Source organism: Curvibacter fontanus (assembly GCF_054780335.1).
This window is the reverse complement of the sequence record NZ_BAAGWN010000016.1, coordinates 150,888-165,411: the sequence shown is the minus strand read 5'-3', so window position 1 is coordinate 165,411 and position 14,524 is coordinate 150,888. Positions and strand designations below refer to the sequence as shown.

Sequence of the window (14,524 nt, the reverse complement as noted above, 5' to 3'; positions counted from 1 at the left end):
TCCACGAGGGATGAAGGCCGAAATTATGGCACAGTGGCGGTCATGAAGTACCCGACCATCGAAGACGCCATCGGCAAGACGCCGCTGGCGGCCCTGCAGCGCATCGGCACTGCCGACAACGCCGAGCGCGGCAACGTCATCCTCGGCAAGCTCGAAGGCAACAACCCGGCCGGCTCGGTCAAGGACCGCCCCGCCCTCTCCATGATCAAGCGCGCCGAGGAACGCGGCGAGATCAAGCCCGGCGACACGCTGATCGAAGCCACCTCGGGCAACACGGGCATCGCCCTGGCCATGGCTGCGGCCATCAAGGGTTACCGCATGGTGCTGATCATGCCGGAGGACCTGTCGATCGAACGGGCCCAGACCATGAAGGCCTTCGGCGCCGAGCTGATCCTGACCCCGAAGTCCGGCGGCATGGAATACGCGCGCGACCTGTCCGAGCAGATGGAAAAGAGCGGCAAGGGCCGCGTGCTGGACCAGTTCGCCAACCCCGACAACCCGCGCATCCACTACGAGACCACGGGCCCCGAACTCTGGGAACAGACCGGCGGGCGCATCACGCATTTCGTGAGCGCCATGGGCACCACGGGCACCATCACCGGCGTCTCGCGTTTCCTCAAGGAAAAGAACCCCGCGATCAAGATCATCGGCGCCCAGCCCAGCGAGGGCTCGCGCATCCCCGGCATCCGCAAATGGCCGCAGGAATACCTGCCCAAGATCTATGACCCAAGCACGGTGGACGAACTGGTCTCTGTGAGCCAGAGCGACGCCGAAGAGATGTGCCGCCGCCTGGCGCGCGAGGAAGGCATCTTTGCGGGCATCTCCGCCGCCGGGGCCTGCTGGGTGGCGCAACAGATCGCCGCGCGCGAGAAGAACGCCACCATCGTCTTCGTGGTCTGTGACCGCGGCGACCGGTACCTCTCCACCGGCGTCTTCCCCGCCTGAACTTGTGAATAAATCTACTGCGCATGAACGAGGCCTACCGCTACTGCCCGGCCTGCGCCACGCCGCTGGCCTTCATCAGCCAGCAGGAAGACGGCGGCGCGAAAGAGCGCCTGCGCTGCCCGGCCTGCAGTTGGACGCACTGGAACAATCCCACGCCGGTGCTGGCCGCCGTGGTCGAGTACCAGGGCCAGATCCTGCTGGCGCGCAACGCGGCCTGGGAAGGCAAGATGTACGCGCTGATCACCGGCTTCATGGAAGCCGGAGAGACACCGCAGGAGGGCATCACGCGCGAGATCCAGGAAGAAACGAATCTGCGGGCGCTGGAGCTGAAGCTGATCGGCGTCTACGATTTCCAACGCATGAACCAGGTGATCATCGCCTACCATGCGAGCTGCGAAGGCGAGGTGCGGCTCTCGCCCGAACTGGTGGACTACCGCCTGTTCACGCCGGACAAGGTCAAGTGCTGGCCCGCCGGCACGGGTTATGCCCTGGCCGACTGGCTGCGCTCACGGGGCCATGAACCCCAGTTCATCGAATGGTCGCGCCCCACACAAAACCACGTGCCACCCGTCTGACTCCAGGATTGCTTAAAATTAAGCCAATTTTGATATATCTGGACCTGTGATGAACATTGACCGAGAACTCGACACCCGTGGCCTGAACTGCCCCCTGCCCATCCTCAAGGCCAAAAAAGCCCTGGCGGAAATGACGAGCGGACAGACCCTGCGCGTGGTGGCCACCGACTCCGGCTCGGTGCGTGACTTTGCGGCCTTCGCCAAGCAGACTGGCAACGAGCTGCTGGAACAGGTCACCGAGGGCAAGGATTACATCCACGTTTTGAAACGTAGATAAGGCCAACCCCCACTCCGTTCGCCCTGAGCCTGTCGAAGGGCTGCTGAGGCTTCGACAGGCTCAGCCCGAACGGAGGTGCTCTCAGCGTGAACGGAGTTCAGTGACTCAGACCGCGAGCGACTTCAGATAGTCGCGAAAACGCGCGCCCACCTCAGGGTGCGCCAGGGCCAGTTCCACGGTGGCCTCCAGAAAACCTTCCTTGCTGCCGCAGTCATAACGCTTGCCCGCATAGGCGTAGGCGTAGGCCGCCTCGTGCGTCAGCAGGCCCGCAATGCCGTCGGTCAGCTGGATCTCGCCACCCGCGCCACGCGGCTGCAGGCGGATCTGCTCGAACACGGCCGGGGTCAGGATGTAGCGGCCGGCCACGGCCAGGCGTGAAGGCGCCACCTCGGGCGCCGGCTTCTCGACGATGCGCTCGATCTGCAGCAGGCGCTCGCCGGCCGGCGTGCCGGCCACGATGCCGTAGCGGCGCACCTGCTCCTGCGGCACCTCCTGCACGGCCAGCACCGAGCGCCCCAGGCGCTGGTAGACCTCGGCCATCTGAGCCAGCACAGGCTGGCCACCGGGCGGGCCCATCATCAGATCGTCGGCCAGCAGCACGGCAAAAGGCGAGTTTTCCGTCAGGTGCTCGGCACACAGCACGGCATGGCCCAGGCCCAGGGCACGCGGCTGGCGCACATAGGAACACAGCATGTCCTCGGGCTGCACCGAGCGCACCAGGTCCAGCAGGGCCTGTTTGCCCGATTGCTCCAGCTCGTTCTCCAGCTCGTAGGCGGTGTCGAAATGGTCTTCGATGGCGCGCTTGTTGCGCCCCGTCACGAAGACCATGTGGCGGATGCCGGCCGCATAGGCCTCTTCCACCGCGTACTGGATCAGCGGCTTGTCCACCACGGGCAGCATCTCCTTGGGCGCTGCCTTGGTGGCGGGCAGGAAACGCGTGCCCAGGCCGGCCACGGGGAACACCGCTGTCTTGATTTTGTTATTCAACTTCGACTCCCTTCAATGGCTATGACGCCCGCTGCGCGGGTATGACCTCGCCGCCAAGCGGCATCGATGACGAAATGACTGAAGTCATGCGGGCGCAGCCCGCATCTTCCATACGCCGCAGGCGCAAGATCATTTTGTCATGCTTCATGCGACCAGCCGCGCCAGCTGGTCCCGGATCTTGGCCAGCGTGGCCGTGAAGTCGGCCATGCGCTTGTTCTCCTGCTCGATCACGGCCGGCGGCGCCTTGGCCACAAAGGCCTCGTTGCTCAGCTTACCCCTGGCCTTGGCGATCTCGCCTTCCAGACGCGTGGCTTCCTTGCCCAGGCGCAGCTTCTCGGCGGCCACATCCACCTCCATGTGCAGGCACAGGCGGGCTTCACCCACCACGGCCACGGGCGCGGCCTGGGCGGCAGCGGCCCATTCGGCTTCGGCCTTGAAGACCCTGACCTCGCTGAGCTTGGCCAGGGCCTGCAGCACCGGCGCCCACTGCTCCAGGAAAGCCGACTCGCCGGCGCTGCTGGCCACGGCGTAAAGCGGCAGGCGCGTGGAGGGCGAAACGTTCATCTCGCCGCGCAGGTTGCGGCAGGCGTCGACGAACTGGCGCAGACGGGCCACCTCGGCCATGGCGGCGGCGTCGATGCGCTCAGGCTGGCTCACGGGATAGGCGGCCACGCTCACCGACTCACCGGCACGGCCGGCGACGGGCGCCACCTTCTGCCACAGCTCCTCGGTGATGAAGGGGATCAGCGGGTGCGCCAGGCGCTGGATGGTTTCCAGCGTGCGGATCAGGGTGCGGCGCGTGGCGCGCTTTTGCGCATCGTCGCCGGTATTGATCTGCACCTTGGCGATTTCCAGGTACCAGTCGCAGAACTCGTTCCAGACGAAGTCGTAGAGGGTGTTGGCGACGTTGTCCAGGCGGTAATCGGCAAAACCCTGGGCCACTTCGGCTTCGACCTGCTGCAGCAGCGAAACGATCCAGCGGTCGGCGGCACTGAAGCTCAGGTAGCCATGGAAGGGGCCGCCGGGTACACATTGCTCCTTGGTGTGCTCCTCCAGGCCGCAGTCATGGCCCTCGCAGTTCATCAGCACGAAACGCGTGGCGTTCCAGAGCTTGTTGCAGAAGTTGCGGTAGCCCTCGCAGCGCTTGCTGTCGAAATTGATGTTGCGCCCCAGCGAGGCCAGCGAGGCGAAGGTGAAGCGCAGCGCGTCGGCGCCGAAGGCCGGGATGCCTGCGGGGAACTCCTTCTCGGTGTTCCTGCGCACCTGGGGCGCGGTCTCGGGCTTGCGCAGGCCGACGACGCGCTTGTCCAGCAGAGCGCTAAGCGCGATGCCGTCGATCAGGTCCACCGGATCCAGCACATTGCCTTCGGACTTGCTCATCTTCTGGCCCTGGGCGTCACGCACCAGGCCGTGGATGTAGACGTGCCTGAAGGGCACCTTGCCGGTGAAGTGGGTCGTCATCATGATCATGCGCGCGACCCAGAAGAAGATGATGTCGTAGCCCGTGACCAGCACGCTGGAGGGCAGGTAGAGGTCGAAGTCCTCCGTCTGCTCGGGCCAGCCCATGGTGCTGAAGGGCACGAGGGCCGAGGAGTACCAGGTGTCGAGTACGTCCTCGTCACGCACCAGCTTCTTGCCGGCGCCGGCCTTGGCCTGCGCTTCCGCTTCGTTGCGCGCCACGATGACGTTGCCAGCCTCGTCGTACCAGGCCGGAATCTGGTGACCCCACCAGAGCTGGCGCGAGATGCACCAGTCCTGGATGTTGTTCATCCACTGCTTGTAGGTGTTGACCCAGTTCTCGGGCACAAACTTCACCTGGCCCGAACCCACGGCGTCGATGGCCTTCTGCGCGATGCTCTTGCCCGTCGGGTCCTGGTCGGACACCTTGCTCATGGCCACGAACCACTGGTCCGTCAGCATGGGTTCGACGATCTGGCCCGTGCGCGTGCAGATGGGGACCATGAGCTTGTGCTTTTTGGTCTCGACCAGCGCACCGATGGCTTCCAGGTCCTTGACGATGGCCTTGCGCGCCACGAAGCGGTCCAGGCCACGGTATTTCTCGGGGGCGTTCTCGTTGACGGTGGCCTGCAGCGTGAGCACGCAGATCAGCGCCAGCTTGTGACGCTGGCCCACGGCATAGTCGTTGGTGTCATGGGCCGGCGTGACCTTGACGACACCGGTACCGAACTCCTTGTCCACGTACTCATCGGCAATCACCGGAATCTGACGGCCCACCAGGGGCAGGGTGACTATCTTGCCGATCAGCGCCTTGTAACGCTCGTCTTCGGGGTGCACCATCACGGCCACGTCGCCCAGCATGGTCTCGGGGCGGGTGGTGGCCACGGTCAGCGAACCTGAGCCATCGGCCAGGGGGTAGGCAATATGCCAGAGCGAACCGTCCCTCTCTTCGCTCTCGACTTCCAGGTCGGACACGGCGGACTGGAGCACCGGGTCCCAGTTGACCAGGCGCTTGCCGCGGTAGATGAGCCCTTGCTCGTACAGACGCACAAAGGTCTCGGTCACCACCTTGGACAGCTTCTCGTCCATGGTGAAGTACTCACGGCTCCAGTCCACGCTGTCGCCCATGCGGCGCATCTGCGTGGTGATGGTGTTGCCGCTCTGCTCCTTCCACTCCCAGACACGCGCCACGAAATTCTTGCGGCCCAGGTCGTGGCGGCTGACCTTCTGCTCCTGCAGCTGACGCTCCACCACGATCTGCGTGGCGATGCCCGCGTGGTCGGTGCCCGGCACCCAGACCGTGTTGGCGCCGGCCATGCGGTGGTAACGCGTGAGCGAGTCCATGATGGTCTGGTTGAAGGCGTGCCCCATGTGCAGCGTGCCCGTCACGTTGGGCGGCGGCAGCTGAATGGCGAAGGATGGCGCGCCCGCCTTGGCCTTACCCGTGCCGCGGAAACCGGCGGCGCCATAACCCCGCTTCTCCCACTCGGGCCCCCACTGGGCCTCCAGCGCGGCGGGTTCGAAGGACTTGGACAGGCTGTTGAGGCCCGGTTGCTGGACGGTGTCGGTCATGGTACGGACTGGAAATGCGAAACGGCGCCCCTGTGGGCGCCGTTCCGGGGAATGTCTGGGAACTGACCTGATTTTACCGGGCGGACCGCCGGATAACCGTCTCAGGCCGCCTGAGGCAGCTCCCGGGCCGCCCGTATGCACTCGGCCAGCACTTCCCGGCTGCCGATCTGGTTGGCCAGGATCAGGATGAGCCTGGCGTTGAGCAGCTCGGACTGCTCGCGGTTCAGGCCCGTGTGGGCGTCCAGCAATTGCTCGTAAAAGGTGTCGGCGTCCTGGAAATGGGGGGTGGTTTTCATGAACTACTCCTTGATGCCGATGGCGCGCTCGATGGCCTGGATCAGGCCGGCGTCCACGCTCTCGCCCGTGGCGGCGATGTAGGCGTCGGGCCGCACCAGGGCCCAGGCATGGCCGAAGACATGGCAGGCCCCCTGCAGATGGCCCTGGGGGTCGATCACGTGTTCCATGGCCTGTGCCGCCGTGTCCGGCCCCACCACCTGCACGCAACGCACCGGGGCGGCAACGCCCAGGTGGCGCAGGCGCTGGGCCGCCGCGGCCGAGATGTCGCCGAAGACCAGCACCAGCAGCTGGCCGCCGGCCCAGGCGATCAGCTCATTGACGCATCCGGCACTGTGATCCGCCCAGCGAAAGCTCACGTTCTGGACCGACAGCCCGCCGCTGCGGTCACAGATGCCCGAATGGGTGTAGCTGTTGGCCACGGCCATGCGGCCGGTGTTGATGAGCGCGCGCGCAAAGGGGTGCTGGCGCGCCAGACCGATGGCGGCGCTGCGGAAGGTGCGCTCCATGCCATCGGCCGGGCGCAGGAAACGCGCCGTGCGGTTGGTCACCATGACGTTCTGTGCCGCCGCTTCATGGCGTTCCTCGTCATAACTCTCCAGCAGGCTGGCCGGGGCCTGGCCGCGCAGCACCGCGGCCAGCTTCCAGGCCAGGTTGTCGGCATCGGCCACGCCGGTGTTGCCGCCGCGCGCACCGAAGGGGCTGACGATCTTGGCCGTGTCACCCATGAAAAAGACGCTGCCCATGCGCAGCCGGTCCAGGCACTGGCTGCGGTAGGCGTAGGGACCGACCCAGACGATCTCGCAGTCCGCATCGGGGCCGAACTGCCCCTTGAGGCGCTCGCGCACCACCTCCTCGCGGCTCACGGCCTCGGGGTCGGCGTTGGGCTCCATCTGGTAATCGATGCGCCAGACCTCGTCGCCCATGAGGTGCTGCCAGACCGCGCGGTTGCCGTTGAAGGGCGCCTCGATCCAGGTGTGGCGCTCCTGCGGCGGGCGGTGCTTGAAGCGCACGTCGACGATGCACCAGCGGTCGTCGCCGCGGCGCGAGGTCATGGTGGCGCCGGTCCAGGCGTGAAAGGGCGAGTGCGATCCGCTGGCGTCGATCACGTGCTCGGCCTCCAGCGTGTAAGGGCCGGCCGGCGTCTCCACGGTCAGCGTCGCATGATCCTCATGCTGCTCGAAACCGGTGACACGGGACTTCCAGCGCAGGTCCACCTGGCCCAGTGCGTGGATGCGCTCGACCAGATAACCCTCGATGTAGAACTGCTGGATGTTGATGAAGGGCGGCTGGGCCGACAGGCTGTAGCTGCTGTTCTGCCGCAGGTCGAAGGCATAGACCTCGTCCTTGCCGGCGAAGGTGCGGCCCACGCTCCACTGGATGCCCTTGGCCGCGATGCGCTCGTAGACCCCCAGGCGCTGGAAGATCTCCAGCGACTTCTGCGTGTAGCAGATGCCGCGCGAGGAGGCCCCCTTGACGCCCACGGTGTTGTCCTCGTCCAGCAGCACGGCCGCCACGCCCAGCCGGGCCAGGCCGCAGGCCAGGGTCAGGCCCGTGATGCCGGCGCCGACGATGACGATCTTGTGGCGCGTCACTTCGCCGGACTTGAGCTCCGGCGGCTCGACAAAGGGGTACTCGGGCAGTTCGTAGCCCGACCCTTGCGTGAATTCGTAGCCATTCGTGCAGGCCACGTCGCGGTAGGCGGCGCGTGCAGGATCACCCTCGGGCGGCCGTGCGGTGTTCATGCGCGGTCCTTCTGCGGGCTGCGTGCCGCCAGCTCGGGCCGGTCGTTCTGCCGGGGCTTGAGCGGCGCTGTCGCTTTGCCGGCCGCGCGCTCCTGGCGCCAGACGGCCTTGCGCGCGCTCCACTCGTTCAGGCGCGCATGGGCTGTCTTGCTTTCCTGCAGCATCTGGAACTCGTCGGCCACCTGGGCCGAGAGCTCGAGGCGGATGCCGTTGGGATCGAAGAAATAGACGCTCTTGAAGACATGGTGGTCGGTCACGCCGATCACCTCGATGCCGTTCGCCTCCAGCCGCGCCTTCATGGCCTCCAGCTGCGCGATGCCGTCCACGCGAAAAGCGATGTGGTTGACCCAGCGCGGCGTGTTGGCGCTGGGCTCGGCGGCCACGTCGTCGCCCAGATCGAAGAAGGCGATGAAGGAGCCGTCCTGCAGGCGGAAGAAGAAGTGCGTGTAGGGGCAGTACTCGCCCGTGCTGGGCACGTGGTCGCTCTGGATGATGTGGTACAGCGGCAGGCCCAGGATGTCTTCGTAGAAGTGCCGCGTCTCCTCGGCGTCGCGCGCGCGGTAGGCGTAGTGATGCAGCTGCTGGATGGGCGGGGGTGGCGGCAGGCCGGCGGCGGGCTGGGACATGGCGGCTCCTCGGAATTTCTTTATGCGTAATGCATTCACCTGAACGTAACCATTGTCGCCACAGCCCGCACCCCGCGCAAGAGCCGGGGGCGCCCAGCACGGGGCTAAACTCCGGGCAGTTGCTCCGTTTACCCATGTCGTCTACATCCTCCTCCACGCCCTCCCGCCTGCGCAAACTCTTTCCTTTCCTGAACTGGCCGCGACCCACGGCAGGCCTGTTGCGCGGCGAAGCCCTGGCCGGCCTGGCCGTCGGCCTGATGGTGATCCCCCAGGGCGTGGCCTACGCCGTGCTGGCCGGCATGCCGCCCGTCACGGGCATCTACGCGTCCATCCTGCCGGCCCTGGTGGCCGTGCTCTTCAGCGCTTCACCGCGCCTGTCCGTCGGCCCGACCGCCCTGACCTGCCTGCTGGTCGGCGCCGGCCTCACCGGCCTGGCCGTGCCGGGTTCGCCCCAGTGGGTGCAGCTGGCCGTCTGGCTGGCCCTGCTCAGCGGCCTGCTGCAACTGGCCCTGGGTTTCATGCGCTTCGGCTGGCTGCTCAATCTCGTGAACTCGCCGGTGCTCACGGCCTTCACGCAGGCCGCCGCCGTGCTCATCATCGCCTCGCAACTGCCGGATCTGCTGGGGCTGCAGTCCGAGCACGCGCACTGGAGCCAGGCCCAGGCCTGGCACCTGCCTTCGCTGGCCTTCGGTCTGGGCAGCCTGCTGCTGCTGCTCGCGGCCCGGCGCTGGCGGCCGGCCTTTCCCACGGTTCTGTTTGTCGTGCTCGGTGCGGCCGGGCTCTCCAGTCTGATGGGCTTTGACACCGCAGGCGGCCATGTCGTGGGCGCCCTGCCCACCGGGCTGCCGCCCCTGGGCCTGCCCGAGCTGCCGACGCCACAGCTGCTGGGCCAGCTGCTGCTGCCCACCCTGGTCATCACGCTGGTCAGTTTTCTGGAAACCGCGTCGAGCGCCAAGGTCGACAACGAAAGCCGCGGCGCACGCTGGAACCAGGACCAGGACCTGATCGGCCAGGGCCTGGGCAAGATCGCCGCCGCCTTCAGTGGCGCCTTTCCCACCAGCGCCTCCTTCTCGCGCTCTGCGCTCAATCTCTACGCCGGCGCGCGCACGGCCTGGGCCACGATCTTCTCGGCGGGGGTGGTGCTGATCGCGCTGTGGATCCTCGTCCCCGTGCTGCGCCACGTGCCCCAGGCCGTCCTGGCGGCCATCATCGTCGCGGCCGTGCTGGGCCTGCTCAAGCCGCGGGAATTCCTGCGCCTGTGGCGCATGGCGCGCGTGGAGGCCGTGATCGCCGCCCTCACCTTCCTCATCACCCTGGCCGCCGCGCCCCAGCTCTACTGGGGCGTGCTGGCCGGCGTGCTGATGTCGCTCAGCTATTTTCTCTACCAGCGCCTGCATCCGCGCATCATCGAAGTGGGCCTGCACCCCGACGGCAGCCTGCGCGACCGCCACCTCTGGAAGCTGCCGCCGCTGGCGCCCGACACCTATGCCCTGCGCATGGACGCGGCGCTGGACTTCGCCGCAGCCGCCGAGTTCGAGCGGGCCATCGTCGAGTACCTGTCCGAGCACCCGGACACCCGCCACATCTGTCTTTTCGCCCAGCCCATCAGCCACATCGATGCCACAGGCGTGGACGCCTTCCTCAAGCTGGGCAAGCAGCTGCGCGAACATGGCGTGCTGCTGCACATCAGCGGCATGAAGCTGCCGGTGGAAAAAACCTTGCTGCAAGCCGGCTGGAAACTGGGCGACGCCGGGCACCGGCTCTACCGGACCGAGGCGGAAACCCTCGCGGCGCTGCGCACGCTGGCCTGAGCCGGCATCGCGCCCGATCTGCGCAGCACGCTCAACTGAATTTCAGGAACAGGCCGCGCCGGCCTGCACGTCTTGATGCAGATCCACACCGCGTGGCCACAGCGCCCAGCCAGGGCCGCCGGATGCCTCGATGCAAAGCGCCGCGCCGTGCACAGGCTGTCGCAGCTCCAGTCTTGCCGCGTGCAGCCACAGGCGCCGCACCCCGAGCAGCCCCGCCACCGCCCGGTTCAACGCGCCCTTGCCATGCGTGGCGTCCCCGAGAATGGGATGGGCGATGTGTTTCATGTGCCGGCGCAGCTGGTGGCGCCGGCCCGTGAGCGGCTGCAACTCCACCAGGGCGCAGCGTGTGCTCGCGAAATCACCATAAGCCAGCGGCAGCTCGTAGCGCTCCAGCGTGCGATACCGCGTCTGCGCCTCCTGCAACCCGGTGCGGCCGGCACGGGCATCGTCTTCCATGCGCTTGAGCGGGTGGTCGATGAGCCCCGATTCCGGTGGCCAGCCGCGCACCACGGCGCGGTAGGTCTTGTGCACCAGATCCGGCGCCTCGAAGGCCTGCCCCAGCGCACGGGCCGTGTCCGCATCCAGCGCGAACAGCAGCACGCCGCTGGTGCCCTTGTCGAGCCGGTGGGCGGGCCAGACCGGGCGGCCCAGCTGGTCGCGCAGCAGCTGCAGGGCAAATGACGTCTCGCCGGCGTCCAGGCCGGTACGGTGCACCAGCAGGCCCGGCGGCTTGTCCACGGCCACGAGCTGCTCGTCCTGATAGAGAATACGCAACATGCTTTTTCTGCTCTCGCCCGCCAAATCGCTGGACTATGACACGCCCACCGGCGACGTCCCCCACACCCACCCCCTCTTCACCAAGCAATCCGCCGAGCTCATCCAGCTCCTGCGTGACTACTCGCCGCAGCGGATCTCCGATCTCATGGACCTGAGCGATGCGCTCGCCGGCCTCAACGTCGCGCGCTACCAGGCCTGGCGCCCGAAGTTCACAGCCAGGAATTCCAAACAGGCCGTGCTGGCCTTCGACGGTGATGTCTACGACGGCCTGGATGCCAGGACGCTCAAAGCCGAGGACCTGGACTGGGCGCAGGAACACCTGTGCATCCTCAGCGGCCTCTACGGTGTGCTGCGTCCGCTGGACTGGATGCAGCCCTACCGGCTGGAGATGGGCACGGCGCTGGAGAACCCCCAGGGTAAGAACCTCTACAAGTTCTGGGGCAGGCAGATTGCCGATTACCTCAACGAACGCCTGCAGGCCGACAAGACGCCCGTGGTCGTGAACCTGGCCTCGCAGGAATACTTCAAGGCCGTGGACACCAAGGTGCTCAAGGCCCGCGTGATCGAATGCGTGTTCGAAGACTGGAAGGGTGGACAGTACAAGGTCATCAGCTTTTTCGCCAAACGTGCACGGGGGCTGATGGCGCGTTACGCCCTCACCAAGCGCCTCACCACACCCAAACAGCTGGAAAAATTCAATCTCGATGGCTACGCTTACGAAGCGGCCGCATCCGAACCGGATCGTCTGGTGTTCAGGAGAAAAGTGGACGCATGAGCATGTCCGAACGCCACCCATCTTGTTCCATCTCCCCCTGGGAGAAGGCCAGGGGGAGGGCGACCGCAACGTGCCATACCCTCACCCCGCCCTCTCCCAAAGGGAGAGGGAGAAAGAAACCGACCCATGACCCGTCCTGAAGACTCGTTGCTCGGCAAGGCCGTGCCCTATGTGGACCAGTACGACGCCACCCTGCTCTTCCCCATCCCCCGGCTGACAAAACGCCAGGAGATCGGCGTGCCCGCCATCCTGCCCTTCCTGGGCGCGGACCTGTGGACGGCCTACGAGCTGAGCTGGCTCAACACGCGCGGCAAACCCCAGGTGGCCCTGGCCCAGGTCACCGTGCCCTGCGAGACACCCAACATCATCGAGAGCAAGTCCTTCAAGCTCTATCTCAACAGCTACAACAACACGAAATTCGCCGACACAAGCGAGGTGCTGTCGCGCCTGCGCGCCGACCTGAGCGAAGCCGTGTGGCGCGACTCCGGCAAGACCGGGACCGTGGGTGTGAAACTCATCGCGCCCGAGCTGTTCGACCGGCAGCCCATCCACGAACTCGACGGCCTGAGCCTGGACCGGCTGGACCTGGAATGCACGCACTACACACCGGCCCCGCAGCTGCTGAGCGCCGCCTTCGACGAACAACCGGTCAGCGAGGTGCTCACCAGCCATCTGCTCAAGAGCAACTGCCTGGTGACCGGCCAGCCCGACTGGGGCAGCGTGCAGATCGCCTACAGCGGACCGCAGATCGACCAGGCCGGCCTGCTGCAATACATCGTGAGTTTCCGCAACCACAACGAATTCCACGAGCAATGCGTGGAACGCATCTACATGGACATCTGGGCGCGTTGCAAACCCGCCAAGCTCACGGTCTACGCGCGCTACACGCGCCGCGGCGGCCTGGACATCAACCCCTGGCGCACCAGCCACCCGCAGGCCCTGCCGGCCGACATCCGGACCGCGCGGCAGTAAGCGCCTCCCCCAGAGCCAGGTCTCAGGGGCGACCTTGCGGCCATTGCAACTCCAGCAGTTTCCAGCCCGCCCCTGCTGTCTTCTGCACCGCGCATTGGTACCCGGAACGCACCATGGCCGCACCAAAGCTGGCCTGGGCATGGATCGCGCCCGAGGCCAACCAGACTTCGGTCATCCCCGCCCAGCGCTTGTCGTTCGCAGGCGCGGGTGTCGCTGGCCGTGAGGCGTCGGCCCTGGGCTTGCCCAGGGTCTTCAGCGCCGCCAGGGCGTATTGCTGGCAGGCGTAGCTGGCATACAGCGCATCGTCCTTGTCGGCCGCATGCGCCAGGCCGCAAGCCAGAACAAGAAGCAGGCCCCGGCCCGCCTTACTGGCCGGCATCGCGGAAAGACCGTAGCGGCGCCAGATCCGGGAACTTGCCCGCCCGCTTTTCCTTCATGGCCGTGACGGCCTCCATCACGTGCTTGTTGCTCCAGACCGCCCCCTGCAGCCAGCCCATCTGCTTGAGCGCGTCGTCCACGCCGTGGTCGCGTGCGTAGTGCAGGGCCTGCTTGCTGCCCCAGATGGCCACGGGGGGTTTGCTGGCAATGTCCTTCGCTGTTTGCAGCGCAGCGGCCAGCAGGGCCTCGGGCGTGTCGAAGACCTGGTTGACCAGGCCGTAGCCCAGGGCCTGGGCCGCCGGCATGCGCCGGCCCGTGTAGGCCAGTTCCTTGACGACGCCCAGCGGGATCAGCTTGGGCAGGCGCTGCAGCGTGCCCACATCGGCCACCATGCCGATATTGATTTCCTGGATGCAGAAGAAGGCATCGGCCGTGGCGTAACGCAGGCAGCAGGCGCTGACCATGTCCACCGCGCCGCCGATGCAACCGCCCTGGATGGCCGCGATGACGGGCATGCGCAAGGTCTCCAGCCTGGTGAAGGTGGCCTGCATATCGGTCAGCAGGTCGAAGATCGCTGCGCGGCCTTCGGCGCTGTGGTCGTCCAGCGTGATGGCGCCGCCAAAGGTCTCCAGCGCCATGCCGGCGCTGAAGTGCTTGCCGGTGCTGCTGATCACCAGCACCCGCGCCTCGCCGCTGGCATGCAGCTGGGTGAGCACCTGGTCCAGCTCGCGCCAGAACTGCGGGTGCATGGTGTTCATCGCCTCGGGGCGATGGAGCACCAGGTGGGCAATGTGATCGGTGATGGAGAGGGTGAAACAGTGCAGGGTGTTCATGCCCTCACTGTACTAGTAGACTGAATCTGTGAGATCGCCGGCAAGCGGCTGACCAGCGCTGCGGCAGGCAAGGCGCAAAGCACAGACGGGCCCGTAGGCCCGGCGAGCATTTGCAACGCCGCATGGCACAGCGAGGGGCAGACGAGTGCCAGTGAATCTCACGGATTCAGTCTACTAGGAGAGCCAGTCGCACCTGAGACGGCGCATCAGGTGTGCATGCCGGCGCCAGTCCACATAGAGCCGCGGCGTCACGCTGGCCAGCAGGCACAGCGGCCAGGCCCAGAACACGTCCAGCACAAAGGCCGGCAACCAGCCGACCCAGCCCATCAGCCAAAAACAGAGCACAGCATCCCAGAGCTGGTATTCCAGCGGATGTCCGTCCCTGTGCTCCAGATGCCAGTTCCGGATGCGCTGTATCTCCGTCAGGGTCAGAGGGGGTGTCATGGAAGCCTCCTGAACACGAGCCCAATGTAAGTTTGACGTCAGTCTCTGTCAATGC

General features: G+C 66.3%; 15 protein-coding genes. 6 read left to right on the top strand and 9 right to left on the bottom strand.

From position 1 onward, the window contains the following. Window positions 1-42: 42 nt before the first annotated feature. The 3 genes from cysM to ACYVH8_RS11815 are packed head-to-tail and all read left to right on the top strand — an operon-like array spanning window position 43 to window position 1,797. Window positions 43-945 carry a cysteine synthase CysM gene (gene cysM / locus ACYVH8_RS11825; RefSeq protein WP_460489008.1) on the top strand — a complete coding sequence of 301 codons (903 nt, stop codon included), beginning with the start codon at window positions 43-45 and terminating at the stop codon, window positions 943-945. A 23-nt stretch (window positions 946-968) separates the two neighbouring features. Further along, window positions 969-1,520 carry an NUDIX domain-containing protein gene (locus tag ACYVH8_RS11820; RefSeq protein ID WP_460489007.1) on the top strand — a complete coding sequence of 184 codons (552 nt, stop codon included), beginning with the start codon at window positions 969-971 and terminating at the stop codon, window positions 1,518-1,520. Window positions 1,521-1,569: 49 nt separating this feature from the next. Then, entirely contained in the window at window positions 1,570-1,797 is a 228-nt protein-coding gene (locus ACYVH8_RS11815; RefSeq protein WP_460489006.1) for a sulfurtransferase TusA family protein, read from the top strand. Between the two features lie 105 nt (window positions 1,798-1,902). Here ACYVH8_RS11815 and galU read toward each other — a convergent pair whose 3' ends face one another. The 5 genes from galU to ACYVH8_RS11790 form a co-directional block, all read right to left on the bottom strand. Next, complete coding sequence (gene galU / locus ACYVH8_RS11810) at window positions 1,903-2,784, bottom strand: UTP--glucose-1-phosphate uridylyltransferase GalU (protein ID WP_460489005.1); 882 nt, start codon at window positions 2,782-2,784, stop codon at window positions 1,903-1,905. A gap of 144 nt (window positions 2,785-2,928) precedes the next feature. Continuing rightward, window positions 2,929-5,814: a valine--tRNA ligase gene (locus ACYVH8_RS11805; protein WP_460489004.1), complete on the bottom strand. Its 2,886-nt coding sequence runs from the start codon at window positions 5,812-5,814 to the stop codon at window positions 2,929-2,931. A 101-nt stretch (window positions 5,815-5,915) separates the two neighbouring features. Next, a complete protein-coding gene (locus ACYVH8_RS11800; protein WP_460489003.1) occupies window positions 5,916-6,110 on the bottom strand; it encodes a DUF2783 domain-containing protein in 195 nt (64 codons plus the stop codon). Between the two features lie 3 nt (window positions 6,111-6,113). Next, on the bottom strand, window positions 6,114-7,853 hold the full coding sequence (locus ACYVH8_RS11795; RefSeq protein WP_460489002.1) for an FAD-dependent monooxygenase: 1,740 nt from the start codon (window positions 7,851-7,853) through the stop codon (window positions 6,114-6,116). Then, a complete protein-coding gene (locus tag ACYVH8_RS11790; RefSeq protein ID WP_460489001.1) occupies window positions 7,850-8,479 on the bottom strand; it encodes a VOC family protein in 630 nt (209 codons plus the stop codon). The genes ACYVH8_RS11795 and ACYVH8_RS11790 overlap by 4 nt, the downstream gene beginning before the upstream one ends. Window positions 8,480-8,613: 134 nt before the next feature. Here ACYVH8_RS11790 and ACYVH8_RS11785 point away from each other — a divergent pair, with 134 nt between their 5' ends. After that, window positions 8,614-10,290 (top strand): SulP family inorganic anion transporter, encoded by a 1,677-nt coding sequence (locus ACYVH8_RS11785; RefSeq protein ID WP_460489000.1) that lies wholly within the window; start codon window positions 8,614-8,616, stop codon window positions 10,288-10,290. Between the two features lie 42 nt (window positions 10,291-10,332). On the opposite strand, the gene ACYVH8_RS11780 is transcribed toward ACYVH8_RS11785, so the two are convergent. After that, entirely contained in the window at window positions 10,333-11,067 is a 735-nt protein-coding gene (locus ACYVH8_RS11780; protein ID WP_460488999.1) for a pseudouridine synthase, read from the bottom strand. Between ACYVH8_RS11780 and yaaA the strand changes: the two genes are divergently transcribed. Next, entirely contained in the window at window positions 11,066-11,842 is a 777-nt protein-coding gene (gene yaaA, locus ACYVH8_RS11775) for a peroxide stress protein YaaA (RefSeq protein WP_460488998.1), read from the top strand. The two genes, ACYVH8_RS11780 and yaaA, sit on opposite strands and share 2 nt — an antisense overlap. A 126-nt stretch (window positions 11,843-11,968) precedes the next feature. Continuing rightward, window positions 11,969-12,814, top strand: coding sequence for an NADPH-dependent 7-cyano-7-deazaguanine reductase QueF (gene queF, locus ACYVH8_RS11770; protein ID WP_460488997.1), 846 nt, complete (start codon window positions 11,969-11,971; stop codon window positions 12,812-12,814). A 22-nt stretch (window positions 12,815-12,836) separates the two neighbouring features. Here queF and ACYVH8_RS11765 read toward each other — a convergent pair whose 3' ends face one another. The 3 genes from ACYVH8_RS11765 to ACYVH8_RS11755 form a co-directional block, all read right to left on the bottom strand. After that, window positions 12,837-13,193 (bottom strand): hypothetical protein, encoded by a 357-nt coding sequence (locus ACYVH8_RS11765; RefSeq protein ID WP_460488996.1) that lies wholly within the window; start codon window positions 13,191-13,193, stop codon window positions 12,837-12,839. Further along, on the bottom strand, window positions 13,180-14,025 hold the full coding sequence (locus ACYVH8_RS11760; RefSeq protein WP_460488995.1) for an enoyl-CoA hydratase-related protein: 846 nt from the start codon (window positions 14,023-14,025) through the stop codon (window positions 13,180-13,182). Before ACYVH8_RS11760 ends, ACYVH8_RS11765 begins: the two co-directional genes overlap by 14 nt. Before the next feature lie 174 nt (window positions 14,026-14,199). After that, window positions 14,200-14,469, bottom strand: a complete 270-nt coding sequence (locus ACYVH8_RS11755) for a hypothetical protein (RefSeq protein ID WP_460488994.1) — start codon at window positions 14,467-14,469, stop codon at window positions 14,200-14,202. Window positions 14,470-14,524 lie beyond the last annotated feature (55 nt).

Bases quoted from the DNA above. Each gene is read 5' to 3' on its own strand.
- cysM (WP_460489008.1), top strand. From the start codon at position 43: ATGAAGTACCCGACCATCGAAGACGCCATCGGCAAGACGCCGCTGGCG.
- ACYVH8_RS11820 (WP_460489007.1), top strand. From the start codon at position 969: ATGAACGAGGCCTACCGCTACTGCCCGGCCTGCGCCACGCCGCTGGCC.
- ACYVH8_RS11815 (WP_460489006.1), top strand. From the start codon at position 1,570: ATGAACATTGACCGAGAACTCGACACCCGTGGCCTGAACTGCCCCCTG.
- ACYVH8_RS11805 (WP_460489004.1), bottom strand. From the start codon at position 5,814: ATGACCGACACCGTCCAGCAACCGGGCCTCAACAGCCTGTCCAAGTCC.
- ACYVH8_RS11800 (WP_460489003.1), bottom strand. From the start codon at position 6,110: ATGAAAACCACCCCCCATTTCCAGGACGCCGACACCTTTTACGAGCAA.
- ACYVH8_RS11795 (WP_460489002.1), bottom strand. From the start codon at position 7,853: ATGAACACCGCACGGCCGCCCGAGGGTGATCCTGCACGCGCCGCCTAC.
- ACYVH8_RS11790 (WP_460489001.1), bottom strand. From the start codon at position 8,479: ATGTCCCAGCCCGCCGCCGGCCTGCCGCCACCCCCGCCCATCCAGCAG.
- ACYVH8_RS11785 (WP_460489000.1), top strand. From the start codon at position 8,614: ATGTCGTCTACATCCTCCTCCACGCCCTCCCGCCTGCGCAAACTCTTT.
- yaaA (WP_460488998.1), top strand. From the start codon at position 11,066: ATGCTTTTTCTGCTCTCGCCCGCCAAATCGCTGGACTATGACACGCCC.
- ACYVH8_RS11780 (WP_460488999.1), bottom strand. From the start codon at position 11,067: ATGTTGCGTATTCTCTATCAGGACGAGCAGCTCGTGGCCGTGGACAAG.
- queF (WP_460488997.1), top strand. From the start codon at position 11,969: ATGACCCGTCCTGAAGACTCGTTGCTCGGCAAGGCCGTGCCCTATGTG.
- ACYVH8_RS11765 (WP_460488996.1), bottom strand. From the start codon at position 13,193: ATGCCGGCCAGTAAGGCGGGCCGGGGCCTGCTTCTTGTTCTGGCTTGC.
- ACYVH8_RS11760 (WP_460488995.1), bottom strand. From the start codon at position 14,025: ATGAACACCCTGCACTGTTTCACCCTCTCCATCACCGATCACATTGCC.
- ACYVH8_RS11755 (WP_460488994.1), bottom strand. From the start codon at position 14,469: ATGACACCCCCTCTGACCCTGACGGAGATACAGCGCATCCGGAACTGG.